19 protein-coding genes are annotated in these 20,358 nt (G+C 65.6%); 10 read left to right on the forward strand and 9 right to left on the reverse strand.

Annotated elements, in window-relative coordinates; all coding sequences use genetic code 11:
• Together AC1DJT_RS19200 and AC1DJT_RS19205 are read left to right on the forward strand one after the other, a co-directional pair.
• Nucleotides 1–750: IclR family transcriptional regulator domain-containing protein (locus tag AC1DJT_RS19200; RefSeq protein ID WP_476834669.1), on the forward strand; the 750-nt coding region annotated here is incomplete at its 5' end.
• Between the two features lie 10 nt (nt 751–760).
• Nucleotides 761–1,651 carry an aldose epimerase family protein gene (locus AC1DJT_RS19205; RefSeq protein ID WP_476834670.1) on the forward strand — a complete coding sequence of 297 codons (891 nt, stop codon included), beginning with the start codon at nt 761–763 and terminating at the stop codon, nt 1,649–1,651.
• Nucleotides 1,652–1,655: 4 nt separating this feature from the next.
• Here the strand turns inward: AC1DJT_RS19205 and AC1DJT_RS19210 are convergent, their stop codons facing one another.
• The 8 genes from AC1DJT_RS19210 to AC1DJT_RS19245 form a co-directional block, all read right to left on the reverse strand.
• Nucleotides 1,656–2,321, reverse strand: a complete 666-nt coding sequence (locus AC1DJT_RS19210) for a L,D-transpeptidase (RefSeq protein ID WP_476767535.1) — start codon at nt 2,319–2,321, stop codon at nt 1,656–1,658.
• Nucleotides 2,322–2,478: 157 nt separating this feature from the next.
• Nucleotides 2,479–3,324, reverse strand: a complete 846-nt coding sequence (locus AC1DJT_RS19215) for an aldo/keto reductase (RefSeq protein ID WP_476767534.1) — start codon at nt 3,322–3,324, stop codon at nt 2,479–2,481.
• Nucleotides 3,325–3,349: 25 nt separating this feature from the next.
• Nucleotides 3,350–4,672, reverse strand: a complete 1,323-nt coding sequence (locus tag AC1DJT_RS19220; RefSeq protein WP_476834671.1) for a bifunctional folylpolyglutamate synthase/dihydrofolate synthase — start codon at nt 4,670–4,672, stop codon at nt 3,350–3,352.
• A gap of 34 nt (nt 4,673–4,706) precedes the next feature.
• A complete protein-coding gene (gene accD, locus AC1DJT_RS19225) occupies nt 4,707–5,606 on the reverse strand; it encodes an acetyl-CoA carboxylase, carboxyltransferase subunit beta (protein ID WP_441490602.1) in 900 nt (299 codons plus the stop codon).
• Nucleotides 5,607–5,643: 37 nt separating this feature from the next.
• The gene (gene trpA, locus AC1DJT_RS19230; RefSeq protein WP_476834672.1) at nt 5,644–6,489 is read right to left on the reverse strand and encodes a tryptophan synthase subunit alpha; all 846 of its coding nucleotides are present in this window, start codon (nt 6,487–6,489) and stop codon (nt 5,644–5,646) included.
• A 40-nt stretch (nt 6,490–6,529) separates the two neighbouring features.
• Nucleotides 6,530–7,261 (reverse strand): SIMPL domain-containing protein, encoded by a 732-nt coding sequence (locus AC1DJT_RS19235; RefSeq protein ID WP_476767532.1) that lies wholly within the window; start codon nt 7,259–7,261, stop codon nt 6,530–6,532.
• Between the two features lie 34 nt (nt 7,262–7,295).
• The gene (gene trpB / locus AC1DJT_RS19240; RefSeq protein WP_476834673.1) at nt 7,296–8,513 is read right to left on the reverse strand and encodes a tryptophan synthase subunit beta; all 1,218 of its coding nucleotides are present in this window, start codon (nt 8,511–8,513) and stop codon (nt 7,296–7,298) included.
• Nucleotides 8,510–9,196, reverse strand: a complete 687-nt coding sequence (locus AC1DJT_RS19245) for a phosphoribosylanthranilate isomerase (RefSeq protein WP_441490598.1) — start codon at nt 9,194–9,196, stop codon at nt 8,510–8,512. Before AC1DJT_RS19245 ends, trpB begins: the two co-directional genes overlap by 4 nt.
• A 151-nt stretch (nt 9,197–9,347) precedes the next feature.
• Here AC1DJT_RS19245 and AC1DJT_RS19250 point away from each other — a divergent pair, with 151 nt between their 5' ends.
• From AC1DJT_RS19250 to AC1DJT_RS19270, 5 genes are all read left to right on the forward strand, one after another.
• The gene (locus tag AC1DJT_RS19250) at nt 9,348–10,652 is read left to right on the forward strand and encodes a TAXI family TRAP transporter solute-binding subunit (protein ID WP_476834674.1); all 1,305 of its coding nucleotides are present in this window, start codon (nt 9,348–9,350) and stop codon (nt 10,650–10,652) included.
• Between the two features lie 90 nt (nt 10,653–10,742).
• Entirely contained in the window at nt 10,743–11,042 is a 300-nt protein-coding gene (locus AC1DJT_RS19255; RefSeq protein WP_441490596.1) for an autorepressor SdpR family transcription factor, read from the forward strand.
• Entirely contained in the window at nt 11,039–11,701 is a 663-nt protein-coding gene (locus AC1DJT_RS19260; protein WP_476834675.1) for an SdpI family protein, read from the forward strand. The genes AC1DJT_RS19255 and AC1DJT_RS19260 overlap by 4 nt, the downstream gene beginning before the upstream one ends.
• 170 nt (nt 11,702–11,871) lie before the next feature.
• Nucleotides 11,872–13,695 (forward strand): translational GTPase TypA, encoded by a 1,824-nt coding sequence (gene typA, locus AC1DJT_RS19265; protein ID WP_476834676.1) that lies wholly within the window; start codon nt 11,872–11,874, stop codon nt 13,693–13,695.
• A gap of 173 nt (nt 13,696–13,868) precedes the next feature.
• Nucleotides 13,869–14,807: an aldo/keto reductase gene (locus tag AC1DJT_RS19270; RefSeq protein WP_476767529.1), complete on the forward strand. Its 939-nt coding sequence runs from the start codon at nt 13,869–13,871 to the stop codon at nt 14,805–14,807.
• A 136-nt stretch (nt 14,808–14,943) separates the two neighbouring features.
• Here the strand turns inward: AC1DJT_RS19270 and AC1DJT_RS19275 are convergent, their stop codons facing one another.
• Entirely contained in the window at nt 14,944–15,609 is a 666-nt protein-coding gene (locus AC1DJT_RS19275) for a nitroreductase family protein (protein ID WP_476767528.1), read from the reverse strand.
• Nucleotides 15,610–15,704: 95 nt separating this feature from the next.
• On the opposite strand from AC1DJT_RS19275, the gene polA reads away from it, so the two are divergent.
• The 3 genes from polA to AC1DJT_RS19290 form a co-directional block, all read left to right on the forward strand.
• Complete coding sequence (gene polA, locus AC1DJT_RS19280) at nt 15,705–18,746, forward strand: DNA polymerase I (RefSeq protein ID WP_476834677.1); 3,042 nt, start codon at nt 15,705–15,707, stop codon at nt 18,744–18,746.
• Nucleotides 18,747–18,832: 86 nt separating this feature from the next.
• Nucleotides 18,833–19,966, forward strand: coding sequence for an AI-2E family transporter (locus tag AC1DJT_RS19285; protein WP_476834678.1), 1,134 nt, complete (start codon nt 18,833–18,835; stop codon nt 19,964–19,966).
• A 114-nt stretch (nt 19,967–20,080) separates the two neighbouring features.
• On the forward strand, nt 20,081–20,358 hold a 278-nt coding region (locus tag AC1DJT_RS19290; RefSeq protein WP_476834679.1), incomplete at its 3' end, for a hypothetical protein.

Raw genomic sequence — 20,358 nt, forward strand, 5'->3', positions numbered from 1 at the left:
GATCGCGACCATATGGCCGCCTTGGAAAAGGGGCTGGCCGTGATCGAATGCTTCGACGCGGCGCATGAGAAGCTCACCATCGCAGACGTGGCGCGCGCCACCGAATTGTCCCGCGCGGCGGCCCGGCGCTGCCTTCTGACGCTCACAAGGATCGGCTACGCCGAATTCGACGGCAAGTTCTTCCGGCTGACGCCGCGCGTGCTCAGGCTCGGCCATGCCTGGCTGGCCTCCAGCGCCCTGCCCCAGCTCGTCCAGCCCTTCCTGGAGCGGCTGTCCGAGGAAACCCATGAATCCTCCTCGGCCTCACTGCTCGACGGACACGAGATCGTCTATATCGCGCGTTCGGCGCAGAGGCGGATCATGTCCGTCGGCCTTTCCGTCGGCTCGCGTCTGCCCGCCTTCTGCACCTCGATGGGGCGCGTCCTGCTCGCAGCGCTGCCACCGGACGAGGCCCGCGAACGGATTCTGTCCGGCCGGCCGCGAGCGCTGACGCCTCATACCGTAACGGAGCCGGAACGGATCATGGCCGCCTTGGCGGCGGCGCGCGAACGGGGTTACAGCGTGGTCGATCAGGAACTGGAACTTGGCCTGATCTCGATGGCGCTCCCCCTCGCCAATGCGCGTGGCGAGACCGTTGCCGCCTTCAATATTTCCGGACAGGTGCAGCGGACCTCGGCCGAGGAGATGGTGGCGCAGTTCCTGCCGCGCATGCGCTCGATGCAGGCGATGCTACGCCCGCTGATCAAGTAAGGACATCACGATGCTTACCCTGCAGTCCGGGCCTCTCTCCGCCGCGATCGCGCCCGAGGTCGGTGCGATGGTGACCGCGCTCGAATGGCGCGCGCCTGACGGGCAGTTGCGTTCGCTTCTGCGGGCGCCGGCGGGGGCGGTTCCCTCGATCGCGGCCCCCAATCGCTTCGGCAGCTGGGCCATGCTGCCCTTTGCCAATCGCGCCTTCGATTGCGTCATCGACGATGGCGAGCAGCGCTTTCGGGTGCCGGCCAACGATCCTGCGGGAACAGGCAGCATTCATGGTTTCGGCTGGCAGTCGGACTGGGAGGTCCTGCGGTATGACCACGGCCATACCGTCCTGGAACATCGGCGCAGCGCCGGTGAAGATCCCTACCGCTACCGCGCGCGGCAGGAGATCAGCCTCGACGATTCCGGTATGACCATCACCCTTGCGATCATAAACGAGGCGGATGTGGCCCTACCCTTTGGTTTCGGGCTCCATCCCTGGTTTCCCGCGGCTGCGGATACGCGCCTCAGAATGCGCTCCGACGGCGCATTGATCCTCGGCAACGGCTTCCGCGCGACCGGCTCGCAACCGCTCGCAGATGGCGGCCCCTATGCCGCCAGCCCGCTCTTCGCAACTCGGGCAGAAACGGCCTGGAGTTTCCTCGGTTGGGATGGCGCTGCGCGCATGGAAACACCGTCGCGCGGCGTCGCCATCACCGTCACGGCAAGCGAAACGCTGCGCTGCCCGGTCGTATGGGCGCCTCCTGGTGCCGACTTCCTCTGCGTCGAGCCGCAAAGCCACGCCATCGGTTCGCCGAGCGAGGCTGCAGCGCGCGCGACCTCTCCGCTCACCCGGCTTCAGCCGGGCGAGACGCTCAGCGGCTGGATGCGGATCGCCGTGGAGGCGATCTGAGCCCTTATCTCCAGGTCGGCCCGGCCCGGTAGGGCTGGTAGCCATAGGCGTTGGGCGGCAGGGTCGGCCGCATGAAGAGCTGATCACGCGCCGCATCCCAGTTCGGCACGCCACGCTGATGCGCGATCGCGGCCGCACGCTGCTTGGACTTCGACTGCGCAATGGCGACCTTGCTCTTTTGAGGCGCCTTCGCGAGCTTGCTCTTGGCACCGCCTGCCCTGGCAAATTGCGACAGCCCGTCCGAACTGGCACCATTCAGCGCAATACGCGTCTGGCCGGCACCGTGCTTCTTGACCAGCGCAAACAGCTTGGCGGCATGGGCAGGATGCAGCCGGATGCAGCCATGCGATGCCGGCCGGCCGAGTGCACCTACCGCTGTCGTGCCGTGGATGGCATAGCCACCACGGAAGAACACGGAATAGGGCATCGCCCCGCCATATTTGCGCGAGTACCAGCTCCGCTCCAGCCGCGTCGGGCTATAGACGCCGTTGGGCGAGCGGAATCCCTTGCGGCCTGATGAGATCGCCCAATTGTAGATCTCTCCGTCAGTGGTCGTCACCTGCATGCGCTGGGCAGCCAGGTCGACCCGGACCTGAACGCCGGCCTGGGCCGAAGCCAAGCCGGCAAGCGAAAGAAACAATACGGCGAGGACGCCGAGGACGCGACGCATCACACCACTCCTGAAGACGCAACCGTTGCAAGAATTCGGCGTTGTCGGATGCGATGCTCCGCCGCCTTTACTCTAGGAAACGCCCTTCAGCCCCCAGTTGTAAAGCAGAAAGCCGCAACTTGGTTTCCGCGCGGYCGGCTTGACMTGCAGGCGTCCCCTACAACATCGGCAGGGAACGGGGCTTGGGTCCACGTGGAAAAGCAGCGTCGATCCGCGCGATCTCGCTGTCGCTCAGGTGCAGCCTCAGCGCACCGGCATTGTCCTCGACATGTTGGGCCCTGGCGGCCTTCGGGATCGCGAAGACCGGGGATTGGCGGGTCAGGAAGGCAAGCGCGACCTGACGCGGTGTTGCTCCATGCGTGATCGCAACATCGGTGAGCACGCGGCCGCCGGCACTTGCGGCTAAGGGAAAATCATCCTGACCAAATGGGCTGTAGGCGGTCACCGCAACGCCGTGACGCTCGCACCACGGGATGACCATATGCTCGATGGCACGTTCGCCGAGATGATAAAGGACCTGGTTGCAGGCGATGATGCCCTCGCCGGCAATCGCCAGCGCCTCGTCGAGATCATCGACGTCGAAATTGCTGACGCCCCAGGACAGAAGCTTGCCCTGGCGCTTCAGGTCCTCGAAGGCTGCGAAAGTCTCCTCCAGCGCGTATGAGCCGCGCCAATGCAGCAGGAAGCAGTCGAGCCTGTCGGTGCGCAGCCGCCTCAGCGATTCCTCGCAGGCCCTGCGCGTCCCCGCACGAGAGGCGTTGTACGGCAGCACCTTGGAAACGAGGAAGACCTCGTCTCGTCGCCCGGCGATGGCTTCTCCGACAATCTCCTCCGAGCGGCCAGAGCCATACATCTCTGCCGTGTCGAGATGGCGCAGGCCAAGGTCGAGCCCGCGACGCAATGCCGCCACCGCGCCGGCCTGATCGGCGAGTTCGATGTTCCAGGTGCCCTGGCCGATGACGGGGAGCGACGGGCCATTTGCTCCGAATTGCCGGGCCTGCATCGCACTCTCCCCATCCGTGCCGGTACTACACCGGTGGCGTACCGTTGGCCGAAAGCACTTCGCCGGCCAGATAGAGCGAGCCGCAGATCAGGATGCGCGGCGGCCCCCGCCAGGTCCGCACTGCAATCTCGCGCAACGCCTGCTCGACCGAGCCCGCGACCTCGGCATTCAACCCGGCGACCCGCGCGAGAGCCGCAACCTCCTCGGCCGGGCGAGCAGCAAGCTGGTTGTGGATCGGCACGGCAAAGAGCGCATGCGCGAGCCCCTTGAAATGCCCGAGCGTCGCCGTTGCGTCCTTGGTCGAGAGCAATCCCGCGATCATGACGAGCGGAGCCGGGTTCTTCTCCTCCAGGTCGGCCATCGCCTGCGCAAGAACGCGGCCGCCATCGGGATTGTGGCCGCCATCGAGCCATAGCTCGGCGCCAGCAGGCACGAGTTCGGCGAGTTGGCCGCGCGCCAGCCTTTGCAGCCGTGCCGGCCATTCGGCATTGAGCATGCCCTGCTCGAAGGCGCGGGCCGGCAGGCCGCCATATCCGGCTGCGCGCAAGGCCGCTATGGCCGTACCGGCATTGACGTGCTGATGACGCCCGGTGAGGCGCGGCAACGGCAGATCGAGCAGGCCGTCGCCATCCTCGTAGACCAGCCGTCCACCCGCCTCGTGAATGTTGAAGTCCTGCGCGCCGATCAGAATTTTCGAGGCGCCCACGCGTTCGGCCGCGGCTTCGAGCACGGCCGTCGGCTCCGGTTCCTGTGGCGCAATCACGGCCGGGGCGCCGCGCTTGAAGATGCCGGCCTTCTCGCCCGCGATCTTGGTGACGGTATCGCCGAGATACTCGGCATGGTCCATCGAGACCGGCGTCACCACCGTGCAGGCGGGATGGGCGACGACATTCGTGGTGTCGAAGCGACCGCCGAGACCGACCTCGAGCAGCAGAACGTCGGCCTTGTGCTCGGAGAAGAGAAGCATGGCGGCCGAAGTGGTGATCTCGAAGAAGGTGATCTGGTCGCCGGCATTGGCCCGTTCGCAGCGCTCCAGTGCCTCGACCAGCACGGCCTCGTCGACGAAACGACCGCCGCCCGGCTGACCGAGCMGGATGCGCTCATGAAAGCGCACCAGATGCGGCGAAGTGTAGACATGGACGCTGAGACCCGCCGCCTCGAGAATCGCCCGCATGAAGGCGATGGTCGAACCCTTGCCATTGGTGCCGGCGACATGGATCACCGGCGGCAGGCGCTTGTGCGGGTCGCCGAGCCGCTCCAGCAAGGTCAGGATGCGGCCGAGCGAGAGATCGATCAGCTTGGGATGCAGCGCCAGGAAGCGCGCCAGCAGCGTGTCGGAAGACCCCATGATGCGCTCGGCCTCCGGCCGTCCGTTATCCGTGTCAGGCCGCTTCGGGGACCGGCCCGACCGGTTGCTTGGCATCAGCTGCCGGCTCGGACTGCTTGGTCAGCAGGCGGCCCAGCCGCGCCAGCGTCGCCGGAATCTCATGGCGATGGACAACCATGTCCACCATGCCGTGATCCTTGAGATATTCGGCGCGCTGGAAGCCCTCGGGCAGCTTCTCGCGGATGGTCTGCTCGATGACGCGCGGGCCCGCGAAACCGATCAGGGCGCCCGGCTCGGCGATGTGGACGTCACCCAGCATCGCGTAGGAAGCCGTGACGCCGCCGGTGGTCGGGTTGGTCAGAACCACGAAATAGGGCAGCCCAGCCGCGCGCAGACGCCTGATCGCGACCGTCGTCCGCGGAAGCTGCATCAGCGAGAGGATGCCCTCCTGCATGCGCGCACCGCCGGAGGCGGCGAACACGACATAGGGTGTCTTCTTCTCGAGCGCAGTCTCGGCGCCCTTGATGAAGGCTTCGCCCGCCGCCATGCCGAGCGAGCCGCCCATGAAGTGGAAGTCCTGCACGGCAATCGTCAGGGGCAGGCCCTGGACGCGGCCGAAGCCGACCTTGAACGCATCGGCCGCGCCGGTCTTGGCGCGCGCGTCCTTGAGGCGGTCGACATAGCGCTTCTCGTCACGGAACTTCAGCGGATCGACCGCGACCTCCGGCAGCGGGACATCGACCCATTTGCCCTCGTCGAAAGTCAGGCGCAGCCGATCCTGCGCGGTGACGCGCATATGATGGTCGGAGCCCGGAATGACGAAGCCATTGGCCTCTACGTCCTTGTGGAAGACCATCTGCCCGGAATCAGGGCACTTGATCCAGAGGTTCTCGGGGCTCTCGCGCTTGAACAGGGTCTTGATGCGCGGGCGAACGACTTCGGAAATCCAGTTCATCGGATCATCCTTGAAACGTGTGACTGGAGCGGCCGGGTCAGGCCGCCTTGGAGACCGTGCGGATGCCGGCAGCCAGTTCCGCAACCAGCGAGGTGACCGCCGAAACCGTCTTGTCCGTGGCCTTGCCGTCCGCATCCAGCGAGAGGCGAACCCGCTCGACGAGCGCGGAGCCGACGACGACCCCGTCGGCGCCCTTCGCGATGGCTGCGGCATCGGCCGCCGTTTTCACGMCAAAGCCGACAGCGACCGGCAGATCGGTGTGGCGCTTGATCCGGGCCACCGCATCGCCGACCGCGTCGTAGCTCACGATCGMGCCACCGGTTACGCCCGTCATCGAGACATAATAGACGAAGCCAGAGGTGTTGCTGAGCACCTTCGGCAGGCGCTTGTCGTCGGTCGTCGGCGTGGCCAGACGGATGAAGCTGATACCGGCCTCAAGAGCCGGCAGGCAGAGCTCCACATCCTCTTCCGGCGGTAGGTCGACAACGATGAGCCCGTCGACGCCGATCCGACGCGCATCCTGCAGGAAGCGCTCGACGCCATAGGCCCAGATCGGATTGTAGTATCCCATCAGCACGATCGGCGTGTCATGGCCGGCCTTGCGGAAGGACTCGACCATGGCCAGCGTCTTCTTCAGCGTCTGCCCCGCCTTCAAGGCCCGCTGGCCCGCGAGCTGGATCGGGACGCCGTCGGCCATCGGATCGGTGAAGGGCACGCCGAGCTCGATCACATCCGCGCCTGCCTCAGGCAGGGCATTGAGGATCGCGCTTGCGGTCTCGAAATCCGGGTCGCCAGCGGTGACGAAGGTCACCAGCGCTGCCCGACCTTGGGCAGCGCAAGCGGCGAAGCGGGACTGGATGCGGGTCTGGCCGGTCTCTGTCATGAGCGTGCGGTTAGCATGAAGGGGGCGGGCTGGCGAGGGCTCAGGGCGCGATGCGCCAAACCGTACGCAGCGAACTCGTCACCGTGATCTCGCCGGGTTCGACCGAAATCGGTGCAGCACCAGCCGCCATGCGGAAGGCACGAACATCGCCCGCGGCGCGGCCTGGGACTTCGGCTTCAGCCTCGACGATCGAGACCAGCTCGCCGACCTTGACGCCGAGTGCCGTGGCATGGAGTTCGGCCCGCGCACGCGCCGCCTCCGCCGCCTTCAGGCGCGCGGCATCCTTGGCCCTGCTCTCGTCCGCAAGCCCGAAGCTTATGCCGGACATCTCGTTCACGCCGGCCTTTGCCAGCGCGTCGATCAGCGGACCGGCCTTGGCGAGATCGCGCACGGTGACGGTCAAGCCGGTGCGGGCCTCGTAGCCGTCGATCGTGGCGGCGCGCGGCGGCTTCGGACCGGGAGACATGGAAGGCTGCGTCATGCGCGGCATCAGCGAGACCTGCGAGGTCATCAGATCGGCTGGGGCGATGCCCGCCGCCTTGACGGCTTCGACCAGCCTGGCCAGCGCCGGCGTGTTCTGGGCGAGAGCCTCGGCGGCCGTCTTGCCCTCGCTGACAATGCCGGCCTGCAGGATCGCGATATCGGGCCTGACCCTGACCTCGCCCTCGGTCCGGATGACGATTCCCTCGGCGGGAGCCACCGTGTTCGCGGTCTGGGCCATGACGGGGCCAGACAGAACCAGCATGGCGGCGAGCAGAATCGTCTTCTTCATCGTTTTATCCTCAGACTATCGGACGGGGCCGGCATCACCGTCCCGCCAGAATCTCCGCCACTTGCGGAATATCCTTGTCGCCACGACCGGAAAGATTGACCACCATCAGGTGGTCCTTCGGCTTTTGCGGCGCAAGCTCGGCTACACGAGCAAGCGCATGTGCCGATTCCAAGGCAGGAATGATGCCTTCGAGCTTGGAGATGAGCTGGAAGGCCTCCAGCGCCTCCTCGTCAGTGGCGGACAGATATTTGACCCGGCCGACATCGTTGAGCCAGGAATGCTCAGGGCCGATGCCGGGATAGTCGAGACCGGCCGAGATCGAGTGCGCATCCTTGATCTGCCCGTCATCATCCATCAGCAGATAGGTGCGGTTGCCATGCAGCACGCCGGGACGCCCGCCCGTCAGCGAGGCGGYATGCAGGYCGCTCGGGATGCCGTGCCCGGCCGCCTCGACGCCATAGATTTCGACCGTGGGATCGTCGAGGAAGGGGTGGAACAGCCCCATGGCGTTCGAGCCGCCGCCGATGCAGGCGATCAGCGAATCCGGCAGGCGCCCCTCGAGCTCCTGCATCTGCTCGCGCGTTTCCCTGCCGATGATCGACTGGAAGTCGCGGACCATGGCGGGATAGGGATGCGGGCCGGCCACCGTGCCGATGCAGTAGAAGGTCGTCGCGACATTGGTCACCCAGTCGCGCAGGGCCTCGTTCATCGCGTCCTTGAGCGTCTTGGTTCCGGATTCGACCGGCACCACGGTGGCGCCCAGCATCTGCATGCGAAAGACGTTCGGCGCCTGACGGGCGACGTCGACCGCGCCCATATAGACGATGCATTCGAGGCCGTAGCGCGCGCAAAGCGTTGCGGTGGCGACGCCGTGCTGACCGGCGCCGGTCTCGGCGATGATGCGCTTCTTGCCCATGCGCCGCGCCAGCAGGATCTGGCCGAGCACATTATTGACCTTATGCGAGCCGGTGTGATTCAGCTCTTCACGCTTGAGATAGATCTTTGCGCCCCCGAAATGATCCGTCAGGCGCTCGGCCAGATAGAGCGGCGACGGCCGGCCGACATAGTGCTTGAGGCCACCAGCCATCTCGGCGTGATAGGCCGGATCGGCCTTGGCGGCATCATAGGCCTGTTCCAGTTCCAGGATCAGGGGCATCAACGTTTCGGCAACGAAACGACCACCGAACATGCCGAACCGGCCGTTCTCGTCGGGCCCGGAACGATAAGTATTCGGATTGCGGGGCGCGTTCATGTCGGGCCTGCCTTCTTCAAATCCTGCGCCGCCTGACGTGCGGCGGCGATGAAATCCCTGATCCGGCGGATATCCTTGACGCCGGGCGCGCTTTCGACGCCGGACGACACATCTACCCCGGCAGGCCGGGCAATGCGGATGGCATCGGCAACATTCGCCGGATCGAGGCCGCCCGATAGCATGAAGCGCAAAGCCGGGTCGAGGCCGGAGAGGATCGTCCAGTCGAAGGGCCGGCCGTGGCCACCGGGATAGGCCGCATCCTTCGGCGGCTTGGCATCGAGCAGGATGCGGTCCGTCACCGCGACATAAGAGGACATGGCGGCAAGATCGGACGGGGCAGCGACACCCAGCGCCTTCATCACGCGAAGACCGGTCGCGGCCTTGAGCGCCAGCGCCTGCTCCGGCGTCTCGCGGCCATGCAGCTGAAGCCAGTCCGGCCTGAGCGCGTCCACGAGTTCCCTTGCCCGCGCCACATCGAAATCCACGATCAGGGCCACGATCTCGGCGCGGCCGCGCGCCATCTCGGCGAGCGCCATCGCGCGAGCCATATCGATGAAGCGCGGACTCTTCGGGTGGAAGACCAGCCCGACCATGTCGGCACCGGCGGCGAGCGCCGCCGCCATCGTCTCACGCGTGGAGAGACCGCAAATCTTGACGGTGAAGGCATCGGAGCTTTGCGACATTCCCCGGCAATAGGACATCTGCCGCGGGCCCGGCAACCTCCATGTCCCCGTGCGCCATGCCCTCTTGCGGCGCGCCCCACTTGCGACATGATCACGAGCGAAGCCAAGCGCGTCGCGGGGGCGACGGCAAAGCGGTCAGGATTGGTCCGGCATGGGGCGGCGCGGTTTCATGGCTCTGGCGGGCCTGCTGGCGATCTTCGGTATCGCCGCGTCGGTCTTCTACGTCCTGAACCAACCCCGGACGCTCAGACTCGCCGTCGGCCCGCTCGGATCGGAGGATGCGCGCATGGCCGCAGGCTTCGTACAGGGGCTCAGCCGCGAAAAATCCTCGATCCGGCTTCGCCTGATCCTCACGGAGGGCTCCGAGGAGAGCGCCAAGCGCGTCGACAGCGGCCAGGCCGATCTCGCCATCATCCGTCCCGATATCGCGCTGCCGGAGAATGCCGACACCGCCCTGATCACCCGCCGCACCTTCCCCTTCCTGATCACCAACAAGGAAACCGCAATCGGGCGTATCGCCGATCTGCGCGGGCGCAGGATCGGCGTGGTGCGTAATCCGGCAGGCAATATCGCGCTGGTCAAGCGCGTGCTGGCGCAATACGAGGTCAAGCCGGAGKAGGTCGAGATCGTCGGGCTGAACTCCGAAGAGATCGTACCCGCCGCGCGCGAACGCAGGATCGATGCGTTCTTTTCGATCAACGCCGTCGGTTCGCGCATTAACAATGACGGCCTGAGCAAGCTCAAATTGGCCTGGGGCGACGACCCGGTCCTCATTCCGATCAGCGCGGCGGATGCGATCACCGCGCGGCACAGATCGATCGAAACCGGAGAGATCGTGCGCGGCGCGCTCGGCGGAGACCCGCCGCGCCCCTCCGAGAGCCTGACGACGATCTCCGTGACCTCACGGCTGGTTGCGGCCCAAAGCCTCGACGACGCCGTCGTCGGGGATCTCGTCAAGGACCTGCTGGCCCTCAGGCTGACGCTGGCGGCCGAGCTCCCGTCGATCCAGGGACTGGAGACACCCTCGACCGACAAGGACACACCGCTGCCGGTTCATCCCGGCGCGGCAGCCTTCATCGACGGCGAGCAGGAAACCTTCTTCGAGCGCTATGGCGACTGGTTCTATCTGGGCGTGATGGCGCTTTCGCTGCTAGGCACCGGTTTCGCCGGCCTGCTCAGCCATGACAGCACGCTCCGCCGACGCAAAGCCATGGCGGGGCTAGACCGGCTTGTCGCGATGCTCTCCGCCATCCGCTCCGAACAGGACGAGACCGCCCTCCAGAATTTCGAACGCACGGCCGATGCGATCCTGGCCGAGGTGCTCTCGAATTTTTCGAGCGGCGATGTCGACGCCAGCGGCCTCGCCGCATACCGGCTCGCCATGGATCAGGTCGGGCGCGCCGTAGCCGAGCGCAGGCAGACCCTTCTCGACGCCGAGGGCACGCCGGCCGCGTGATCCGGCAGCTTCCAGCCCCGCCACTTGGGGCATGCATGAGCATGGCAGTTTGCTTTTATTTCGGTAATTTCCTAAATAACGAAGATGAACATGGTCTTCAAAGCGCTCTCCGACCCGACACGCCGTGAAATCCTGCGGCTGCTGCGCGAACGGGACATGACAGCCGGAGAGATCGCGGCCCGTTTCAACCTCGCCAAACCCACCTTGTCMGGCCATTTCGCCGTCTTGCGCGAGGCGGACCTGATCCAGAGCGACAAGCTCGGCACCACCATCACCTACCGCCTGAACCTGTCCGTGCTCGAAGAGGCAATGTGTCTGTTCCTCGACCATTTCGGGCTCGCTCTCGAACCGAGGCCTCGCGCGGCCAAACCAAAGGACGCTCAATCATGATCCGCTCCACCATGACCCTGAGCCTTGCCGTCCTCGGCAGCATGCTCGTCGCTTCGACCTATGCGTTGATGCATGTGTCGCCCGATGCCCGGATCGCCATTCATTTCGGGATCGACGGCCAGCCAGACGGCTTCGCCGGGCCCTGGGTGGCGTTCCTCAGCCTGCCCGTCATCGCGGGGTTCGTCACGGCACTGTTCGCGCTGCTGCCGCGCATGGAGCCCCGCGCCGACAATCTTGCCCGCTCCGGCAAGGCCTACACCGCAACATGGAGCGCCGTTATGCTCATGATCGCGGCGTGCCACGCGCTTCTGATTGCGCACGCACTTGGGTATGCGGCCGATGTTCCACGCCTGGTGACCGCGATGCTCGGCCTCTTCCTGGTCGTCACCGGCAATGTCGCAGCCAAGACGCGCTCGATGCAGCTATTTGGCGTCAGGACGCCATKGACGCTTTCGGACGAGCGGGTCTGGCAGAGGACCCACAGGCTCTATGGCTGGGGCTCCGTCTGCCTCGGCCTTGCCCTCTTCGGCCTCGCGCTGGGCGCCGCGGCACCCCTCGTCCTGGCCACGGCCACGCTGCTCGGGCTGGCCGCCCTGATGGCCGCAACCTTCAGCTATTCCTATTGGGTCTGGCGGCAATTGCAGACCACCGCCCGCTGAGTTTCATGCGCCAGCGCTGCCCCTGTTGCCGGGCAGCTGTCGATCAAGGTTGCCCAAACGCCCTCTAGCGTTTATGTGCAGCGCAACGAATTCCAGAATCCCATACGAAAGTGAACTGCGCCGGCCGGGCTTTCCGCGCCGGCTCGCGGTCCTGAAAAGGTACCCCACGCATGTCCATGCGAAATATCGCCATCATCGCCCACGTCGATCATGGCAAGACGACTCTGGTCGACAAGCTGCTCCAGCAGTCGGGTACCTATCGCGAAAACCAGCGCGTGATCGAGCGCGTGATGGATTCCAACGAGCTCGAGAAAGAGCGCGGCATCACCATCCTGGCCAAGGCCACTTCCGTGGTCTGGAAGGATACGCGCATCAACATCGTCGACACTCCGGGCCACGCCGATTTCGGCGGCGAGGTCGAGCGCATCCTGAACATGGTCGACTCCGCCATCGTGCTGGTCGACGCGGCCGAAGGCCCGATGCCCCAGACCAAGTTCGTCGTCTCCAAGGCACTGAAGCTTGGCCTGCGCCCGATCGTGGCGATCAACAAGGTCGACAAGCCCGACGCTCGCGTCCAGGAAGTCATCAACGAGGTCTTCGATCTCTTCGCCGCGCTCGACGCCAATGACGAGCAGCTCGATTTCCMGATCCTCTACGGTTCGGGCAAGCAGGGCTGGATGGCGCATGATCCGGCCGGTCCGCAGGACCAGGGCCTTGCCCCGATGTACGACCTGATCCTCAGCCATGTGCCCGAGCCCCGCATCGAGGAAGGCCCGTTCCGGATGCTCGGCACGCTGCTCGAGGCCAACCCCTATCTCGGCCGCATCATCACCGGCCGCGTCGTCTCCGGCACGGCCAAGCCGAACCAGACCATCAAGGTGCTGTCGGGCGACGGTACCRTCGTCGAGACCGGCCGTATCAGCAAGATCCTGGCCTTCCGCGGGCTCGAGCGCACGCCGATCGAAGAAGCCATTCCCGGCGACATCGTCTCGATCGCCGGCCTGGTGAAGGGTTCGGTCGCCGACACCTTCTGCGACCCGTCGGTCGAGACCGCGATCAAGGCGCAGCCGATCGATCCGCCGACCGTGTCGATGACCTTCATGGTCAACGATTCCCCGCTGGCCGGCACCGAGGGCGACAAGGTCACCACCCGCGTCATCCGCGACCGGCTCCTGAAGGAGGCCGAGGGCAATGTCGCGCTCAAGGTCGAGGAAGCCGCCGACAAGGACAGCTACATCGTCTCCGGCCGCGGCGAATTGCAGCTTGCCATCCTGATCGAGCAGATGCGGCGCGAGGGCTTCGAGCTCGGCGTCTCGCGCCCCCGCGTCGTGCTGAAGCGCGGCGAGGACGGCCAGCTGCTCGAGCCGATCGAAGAGGTCGTGATCGACGTCGACGAGGAGCATTCCGGCGTCGTCGTGCAGAAGATGTCGGAGCGCAAGGCCGATATGCTTGAGATGCGGCCTTCGGGCGGCAATCGCCTGCGTCTGGTCTTCCACGCTCCGACCCGCGGCCTGATCGGCTACCAGGGCGAGCTGCTCACCGACACGCGCGGCACCGCCATCATGAACCGGCTGTTTCATGCCTACCTGCCCTACAAGGGCGAGATCGGCGGGCGCCGCAACGGCGTGCTGATCGCGATGGAAACCGGCGAGGCCGTGGCCTATGCACTGTGGAACCTCGAGGATCGCGGCCCGATGATGATCGAGCCCGGCTGGAAGGTCTATCAGGGCATGATCGTCGGCGAGCACACCCGCGAGAACGATCTCGAGGTGAACGTGCTCAAGGGCAAGAAGCTCACCAACATCCGCACCACCTCGAAGGACGAGGCCGTGCGCCTGACGCCGCCGATCCGGATGACGCTGGAGCGTTMGCTCGCCTGGATCGACGACGACGAGCTGGTCGAAGTGACGCCGAAGTCGATCCGCCTGCGCAAGGGCGTGCTCGACCCCAACGAGCGCAAGCGCTCGCAGAAGCAGAAGGAAGCGGTGGCGTAACGGCTACTGCAGGATGGCCGGGCCCCTCGCCCGGCCATTTTTCGTTGTGAACGACCTGGCATCTGCGGGCTTCTGCGAACCTGCGCCTCGCGCAGCCCGCGAATGACGATAGCGGCGATTGCCACGTCGCCTTGGCTCTGATCCTCTGCCGCACACTCTGGGAGGATCACATCATGCTTACCCGCAATCTCGGCCGTACCGGCCTGCGCGTTTCGCTCGTCGGCCTCGGCTGCAACAATTTCGGCGGCCGGATCGATCTCGAGGCGGCCCGCAAGGTCGTCGACAAGGCGATCGAGTGCGGCATCACCCTGTTCGACACCGCCGACATCTATGGCGCGCGCGGCGGCTCGGAGACGGCTCTCGGCGAACTCCTGGGCGCACGCCGCAAGGACATCGTGCTGGCGACCAAGTTCGGCATGGACATGGATGCCGAGGGCATCAAGAAGGGCGGCTCGCGGCGCTATATCGTGGAGGCCGTAGAGGCTTCGCTGAAGCGGCTGAAGACGGACTGGATCGACCTCTACCAGATCCACCGGCCGGACCCGCTGACCCCCATCGAGGAAACGCTGCGCACGCTCGAGGACCTGATCCGCCAGGGCAAGGTGCGCTATATCGGCTGCTCGAACCTGCCGAGCTGGCAGGTCGCCGATGCCTACTGGACGGCGCGCAACCATGGCATCGAGGGCTTTGCCTCCTGCCAGGACGAGTACAGCCTGTTGGTGCGCGGCGCGGAAAAGGAGCTGATTCCGGCTGCCCGCCATTTTGGCATGGGGCTCCTGCCGTATTTCCCGCTCGCGAACGGCATGCTCACCGGCAAATACAAGCGCAATCAGCCGATGCCGGACGGCGCGCGCATGACGCGTGAGGCCCAGCGCGCCAACGAGGTCCTGACCGAGGCGAACTGGCAGAAGACCGAGAAGCTCTCCGCCTTCTGCGAGAAGCACGGCAAGACGATGGTCGAGTTGGCCTTCTCCTGGCTGGCGGCTCAGCCCGTCGTTTCCAGCGTCATCGCGGGCGCCACCAGGCCCGAGCAGATCGAAGCCAATGTGAAGGCCGCGAGCTGGACGCTCAATGCCGATGAACTGGCTGAGATCGACGCGATCACCGCGTAAGCCGGCGGGGCCCCTGAGCCCAGATAGGGTCCGTCATGGCCAAGTCCGCTCCGACCATGCGCGCCCCTCGCCAATCGAGGCTCGTGTTCAGGAGCCTGATGCTCGCCGCAGCGGCGAGCATCAGGCTCCGACCCAGTCAAAGGAAACTCGCGATCTCCTCCAGCGGCTTCTTGCCGATCGCCGGAACGAGGCAGTCATCGGCGGGATAGCCGACGACGAGCAGGATCAACGCCTTCTCATTGTCCGGCCGCCCGCAGATCTCGTTCAGGAAATTCATCGGCGCCGGCGTATGGGTCAGGGTCGCGAGCCCGGCATCGTGCAGCGCCGCAATCAGGAAGCCGGTCGCGATGCCGACCGATTCCGGTACGTAATAGTGCTTCACCTTGCGGCCCTGCGCATCATAACCCCAGCGTTGCGCAAAGATTGCGATCAGCCAGGGTGCCTCTTCGAGGAAGGGCTTGCTGTCGTCGGTGCCGAGATGGGCAAGCGCACCGAGCCATTCCTCGCCGGCCCGACCGGCATAGAAGGCACGCTCCTCCTCTTCCGCCCCCTCTCGGATCAGCTTCTTGCGCTCCGGATCGGAGATGCAGACGAAGGTCCAGGGCTGCTGGTTCGCACCGGACGGAGCGGTTCCGGCGGCCCGAACCGCCGTCTCGATCAGTTCGCGCGGAACCGGCCGCTGCGAATAGTCGCGCACCGTGCGGCGCTTGCGCATGCGGGCAAGGAAGGCCTCGGCGCGCCCCTGCATCTGATCCTCGGGAACCCCCTCGAAAACCAGAGGCATGGTGACGTAGGGACTCATGACGTTTCGCTCCTGACGTGTTTTGGCGCAGCTTGCTGCGAATCGCGCCCCGGATGCAATGGACCCGGCCGCGCCGCCCGCATAAGGTCCGCGCCATGAGCACGACCGCACCAGACCTCAAGCCCGGCGACCATCTCTTTCTCGTCGACGGCTCGAACTTCATCTTCCGCGCCTATTTCCAGTCGATCAATCAGGACCGGAAGTATCTTTCGCGCTCGGATGGACTGCCCTCCGGCGCAGTGAGGCTGTTTGCGACCAAGCTCTTCCAGTTCGTGCGCGAGGGCGTGCTCGGCGTGAAGCCGACCCACCTCGCCATCGTCTTCGACAAGACGGAGAACTCGTTCCGCAAGGCTCTCTACCCGGCCTATAAGGGCAATCGCTCCGAGCCCCCGGCCGACCTGATTCCGCAGTTCCCGCTGATGCGAGAGGCGGTCCGTGCCTTCGGCCTGATCCCGGTCGAGCAGGATGTCTACGAGGCCGACGACCTGATCGCGACCTATGCCAGGCAGGCGCGCGAGGCTGGGGCCGACGTGCTGATCGTCTCGGCCGACAAGGACCTGATGCAACTCGTGCGGCCGGGCGTCGCCATGTACGACCCTGCCTCCGGCGACGCATCGAAGGGCAAGGGCTTTCGTGCCGAGCGCAAGATCGGCGAGCCCGAGGTGGTCGAGTATTTTGGCGTGACGCCCGACAAGGTCGTCGACGTGCAGGCGCTTGCCGGCGATGCCACCGACAATGTGCCGGGCGCGCCCGGGATCGGCATCAAGACCGCTGCCCAGCTCATCGGCGAGTTCGGCGATCTGGAGACGTTGCTGGCGCGCGCCGGCGAGATCAAGCAGCCGAAGCGCCGGGAGACGCTGACCAATCCCGAGGTGGTCGAGAAGGTCCGGATCTCGCACAAGCTCGTCACCCTGGTCGACGATGTCGCGGTCGAGACACCGCTTGCCGACCTGACACTGAACCAGCCCGATCCGGCCAGGCTGGTCGCCTTCCTCAAGGCGATGGAGTTCACCACCATCACCAAGCGCGTTGCCGAGGCCTACGAGGTCGATGTCGCGGCAGTCGACCCCGACCCGGCGCTCGCACCCGGCGGATCGCGTGCAGCCGAGCTCAAGGCGCTCTATGCCGGCACGGACGGACCGGCCGGTGACGCGATCGCCGCCACGACCAACGGAACGGTCGCGGCTCCAGGCTCGGCGCAAGCGCCCATCGCGGCAGCCTCCGCGACAGATGGCTGGATGAAGCCGGCCGATCTCGTGGCACAGCGGCGCGACGAGGTCGCGAAGCTGCCGATCGACCGCTCGACCTATGAATGCGTGCGCACGCTCGCCGATCTCCAGCGCTGGATCGCGTGGTCCTATGAGGCCGGCCAGGTCGCGCTCGACACCGAGACGAACTCGCTTGATGCGATGCAGGCCGATCTCATCGGCATCTCGCTCGCCGTCGCGCCAGGCCGCGCCTGCTATATCCCGTTGCAGCATCGTGGCGGCACCGACCTGTTCGGCGGTGGTATGCTGGAGGGCCAGATTCCCGTCGCCGACGCAGTCGCGGCGCTGAAACCGCTGCTTGCCGATAGCGGCGTGCTGAAGATCGGCCAGAACCTGAAATACGACCTGCTCGTCCTGCAGCGTCACGGACTCGCCGTGTCCCCGATCGAGGACACGATGCTGATCTCCTATGCGCTCGATGCCGGCAATAACAGCCACGGCATGGACAAGCTCTCGGAGCTGCATCTTGGCCACGAGACCATCCCCTATTCGCAGGTCGCGGGCACCGGCAAGGCACAGGTGACCTTCGACAAGATCGATCTGGAAAAGGCGACCGCCTATGCGACAGAGGATGCCGACGTCACCTTGCGGCTCTGGCGCGCGCTCCGGCCCCGCCTGACAGCCGAAAGCAAGACCACCGTCTATGAGACGCTCGAGCGGCCCCTGGTTGCCGTTCTCGCGCGCATGGAAAGCCGCGGCATCGCCATCGACCGGCAGATCCTGTCGCGGCTCTCGGGCGACTTCGCGCAGGGGCTCGCGCGGCTCGAGGATGAGATCTACGAGATCGCCGGCGAGAAGTTCACGATCGGCAGTCCCAAGCAGCTCGGTGACATCCTGTTCGGCAAGATGGGGCTCGCTGGCGCCAAGAAGACCGCGACCGGACAATGGGCGACCGGCGCCGGCGTGCTCGAAGATCTCGCAGAGCAGGGCCACCCGCTGCCGTCGAAGATCCTGGAATGGCGCCAGCTCGCCAAGCTGAAGTCGACCTATACCGATTCACTGCCGGCCTACGTGAACCCGGCGACCAACCGGGTGCACACGTCCTATGCCCTGGCCGCGACGACGACGGGGCGGCTCTCCTCCTCTGAGCCCAATCTCCAGAACATCCCGATCCGCACCGAAGCAGGTCGCAAGATCCRCACGGCCTTCATTCCGGAGAAGGGTCACAAACTGATCTCGGCCGACTACAGCCAGATCGAGCTGCGCCTTCTCGCCCATATCGCGGACATACCGCAGCTCCGGCAGGCCTTTGCCGACGGCATCGACATCCACGCCATGACTGCGTCGGAAATGTTTGGCGTGCCGGTCGCGGGCATGCCGAGCGAGGTGCGCAGGCGCGCCAAGGCGATCAATTTCGGCATCATCTATGGCATCTCGGCCTTCGGCCTCGCCAATCAGCTCGGCATCGGGCGCGAGGAAGCGGGCGCCTATATCCGCAAGTATTTCGAGCGCTTCCCCGGCATCCGCGACTATATGGATCAGACCAAGACGGCGGTCAGGGCGAACGGTCATGTCACCACGATCTTCGGCCGCGTCTGCCATTTCCCGGCCGTCGCCTCGAAGAACCCGTCCGAGCGCGCCTTTGTCGAGCGTCAGGCGATCAACGCACCGATCCAGGGCTCGGCGGCCGACATCATCCGCCGTGCCATGATCCGGATGGAAGGAGCCCTGACTGAGGCCAGGCTCGATGCCCGCATGCTGCTGCAGGTGCATGACGAACTCGTTTTCGAAGTGCCAGACGCGCAGGTCGAGGCAACCTTGCCGGTGATCACCAAGGTGATGGTTGAGGCGCCGCACCCGGCGGTACAGCTGCGAGTGCCGCTCCAGGTCGATGCGCGCGCGGCCGGCAATTGGGACGAGGCGCACTGACCGCGAGCCAGACCGGGCGGGAACCAGAGCGGCCGCACTGACGTTATCGTTCCGTCGTGCCTCGGCGCGCGCGGGGGTAACGCATCATGCTCAACACGTMGGCCTGGAGGCCTTTTCCGCGCTATATGGTGGAGCCTGAGGTCGTTGAGGAGGAGAGCGGCAGCACCGTCACGCCTTACGAGCATGACCTGATCCTGCGTTATGCCATCGTCGGCATTTTCGTGATCCTGGCCACTGCGGCACTCTCCGTCACCAAGGTCATTGCCCTGCCTGTCACCGCGGGGGTGATCTTCGGCCTCGTGCTCGGCCCGGTCGTCGACTGGCTGGTGCGCCATGGCGTGCCGCAGCTCCTGGCTGCYTTTATCGTGGTCCTTGTCGGCGTGTTGCTCCTGATCGGTTCCCTGACGGTGCTGGCAGTGCCGATCGCGACCTGGAGCGATCAGTTCCCGGCCATGCTGGCCGCGCTGCGCTCGAAACTGGCCGGCGTCCTTATCTTCATGGACGAATTCAAGAAGATGGCAGCCAGCCTCTCTGGCAAGAGCGGCGTGGAACTGAACGTCTCGCAAGGCAATCCGCTTTTCGATATCGCGCTCGGCTCCTCCACTGCCGCCGGCGGGCTGCTGATCTTCGTGGCGACAGTGTATTTCTGGCTGGCGACCCGCCGGATTTTCAAGGCGMGCGTCCTCAGGCTCTGCCTCGGCCATGGCGCACGCCGGTCCGCCGGATCCTTCTTCGAGGAGATCGAAGTGCGGGTCGCCCGCTATTTCGGCCTCGTCACGCTGATCAATCTCGGCATGGGCCTGGCCTCGATGGCGATCGCCTGGCTCGCTGGACTCCCCTTTCCGGTATTCTGGGGTGCGCTCGCCTTCCTCCTCAACTATCTCGCCTTCATTGGCCCGATCATCGTCACAGTGATGCTGTTTGCCGGCGCCCTGCTCGATGCGCCTTCGCTCCTCAGCGCGGCCTGGCCGGCGGCCACCTATTTCATACTCCACCTTCTCGAGGGGAACGCGATCACCCCCGTCTTCGTTGGCCGCACGCTGACGGTGTCGCCCTTCCTGGTCTTCATCGGCTTCATCTTCTGGCTCTGGCTCTGGGGGCCGGCAGGCGCAGTGCTCTCGACTCCGATCCTCCTCGTTGCCATGGTGGCGCAAGAGGCGTTCGCGCGGTATCGCAAGACGCAGCTTGACGACGCTGGCGAGGAGACCAAACCGGCTTAACGGCCGGGCTGATCACCGAGCAGTTCGCGGAACCGGAGCGAGGATGGCGCGTTGCCACCATGACGCGTCGATTTCTCGACGGAACCGGTTTTCCAGACATAGGGAACGACAGACATGGCCAAGACCGCCACTTCCGCGAAGCGTCAGGCGGAGACCTCCGTCAAGAGCGCCGGGGATGAGATCGCAGCCGGCGCCGACGACATCGCCAAGCGCGCGACTACAGCCGGGCGCCGCGTTCGCGGCGAAGCCGAGAATGTCGAGGAGAGCCTGTCTCGCAGCGCCGAAGACCTCGCGGCGACGGTGAGCGAAAAGCTCAGGGCCGTCGGGGTCGATACCGACAAGATGGTCGACGTCGCCAAGGAGCAGGCGACCGAATTGCAGCGCCTGATCGT

Source organism: Allobosea sp. 05T422_2 (assembly GCF_056396265.1).

Coding starts and splice junctions, on each gene's coding strand:
- AC1DJT_RS19275 (WP_476767528.1), bottom strand. CDS start 15,609: ATGAGTCCCTACGTCACCATGCCTCTGGTTTTCGAGGGGGTTCCCGAG.
- AC1DJT_RS19210 (WP_476767535.1), bottom strand. CDS start 2,321: ATGCGTCGCGTCCTCGGCGTCCTCGCCGTATTGTTTCTTTCGCTTGCC.
- AC1DJT_RS19205 (WP_476834670.1), top strand. CDS start 761: ATGCTTACCCTGCAGTCCGGGCCTCTCTCCGCCGCGATCGCGCCCGAG.
- accD (WP_441490602.1), bottom strand. CDS start 5,606: ATGAACTGGATTTCCGAAGTCGTTCGCCCGCGCATCAAGACCCTGTTC.
- AC1DJT_RS19235 (WP_476767532.1), bottom strand. CDS start 7,261: ATGAAGAAGACGATTCTGCTCGCCGCCATGCTGGTTCTGTCTGGCCCC.
- AC1DJT_RS19215 (WP_476767534.1), bottom strand. CDS start 3,324: ATGCAGGCCCGGCAATTCGGAGCAAATGGCCCGTCGCTCCCCGTCATC.
- AC1DJT_RS19245 (WP_441490598.1), bottom strand. CDS start 9,196: ATGTCGCAAAGCTCCGATGCCTTCACCGTCAAGATTTGCGGTCTCTCC.
- AC1DJT_RS19270 (WP_476767529.1), top strand. CDS start 13,869: ATGCTTACCCGCAATCTCGGCCGTACCGGCCTGCGCGTTTCGCTCGTC.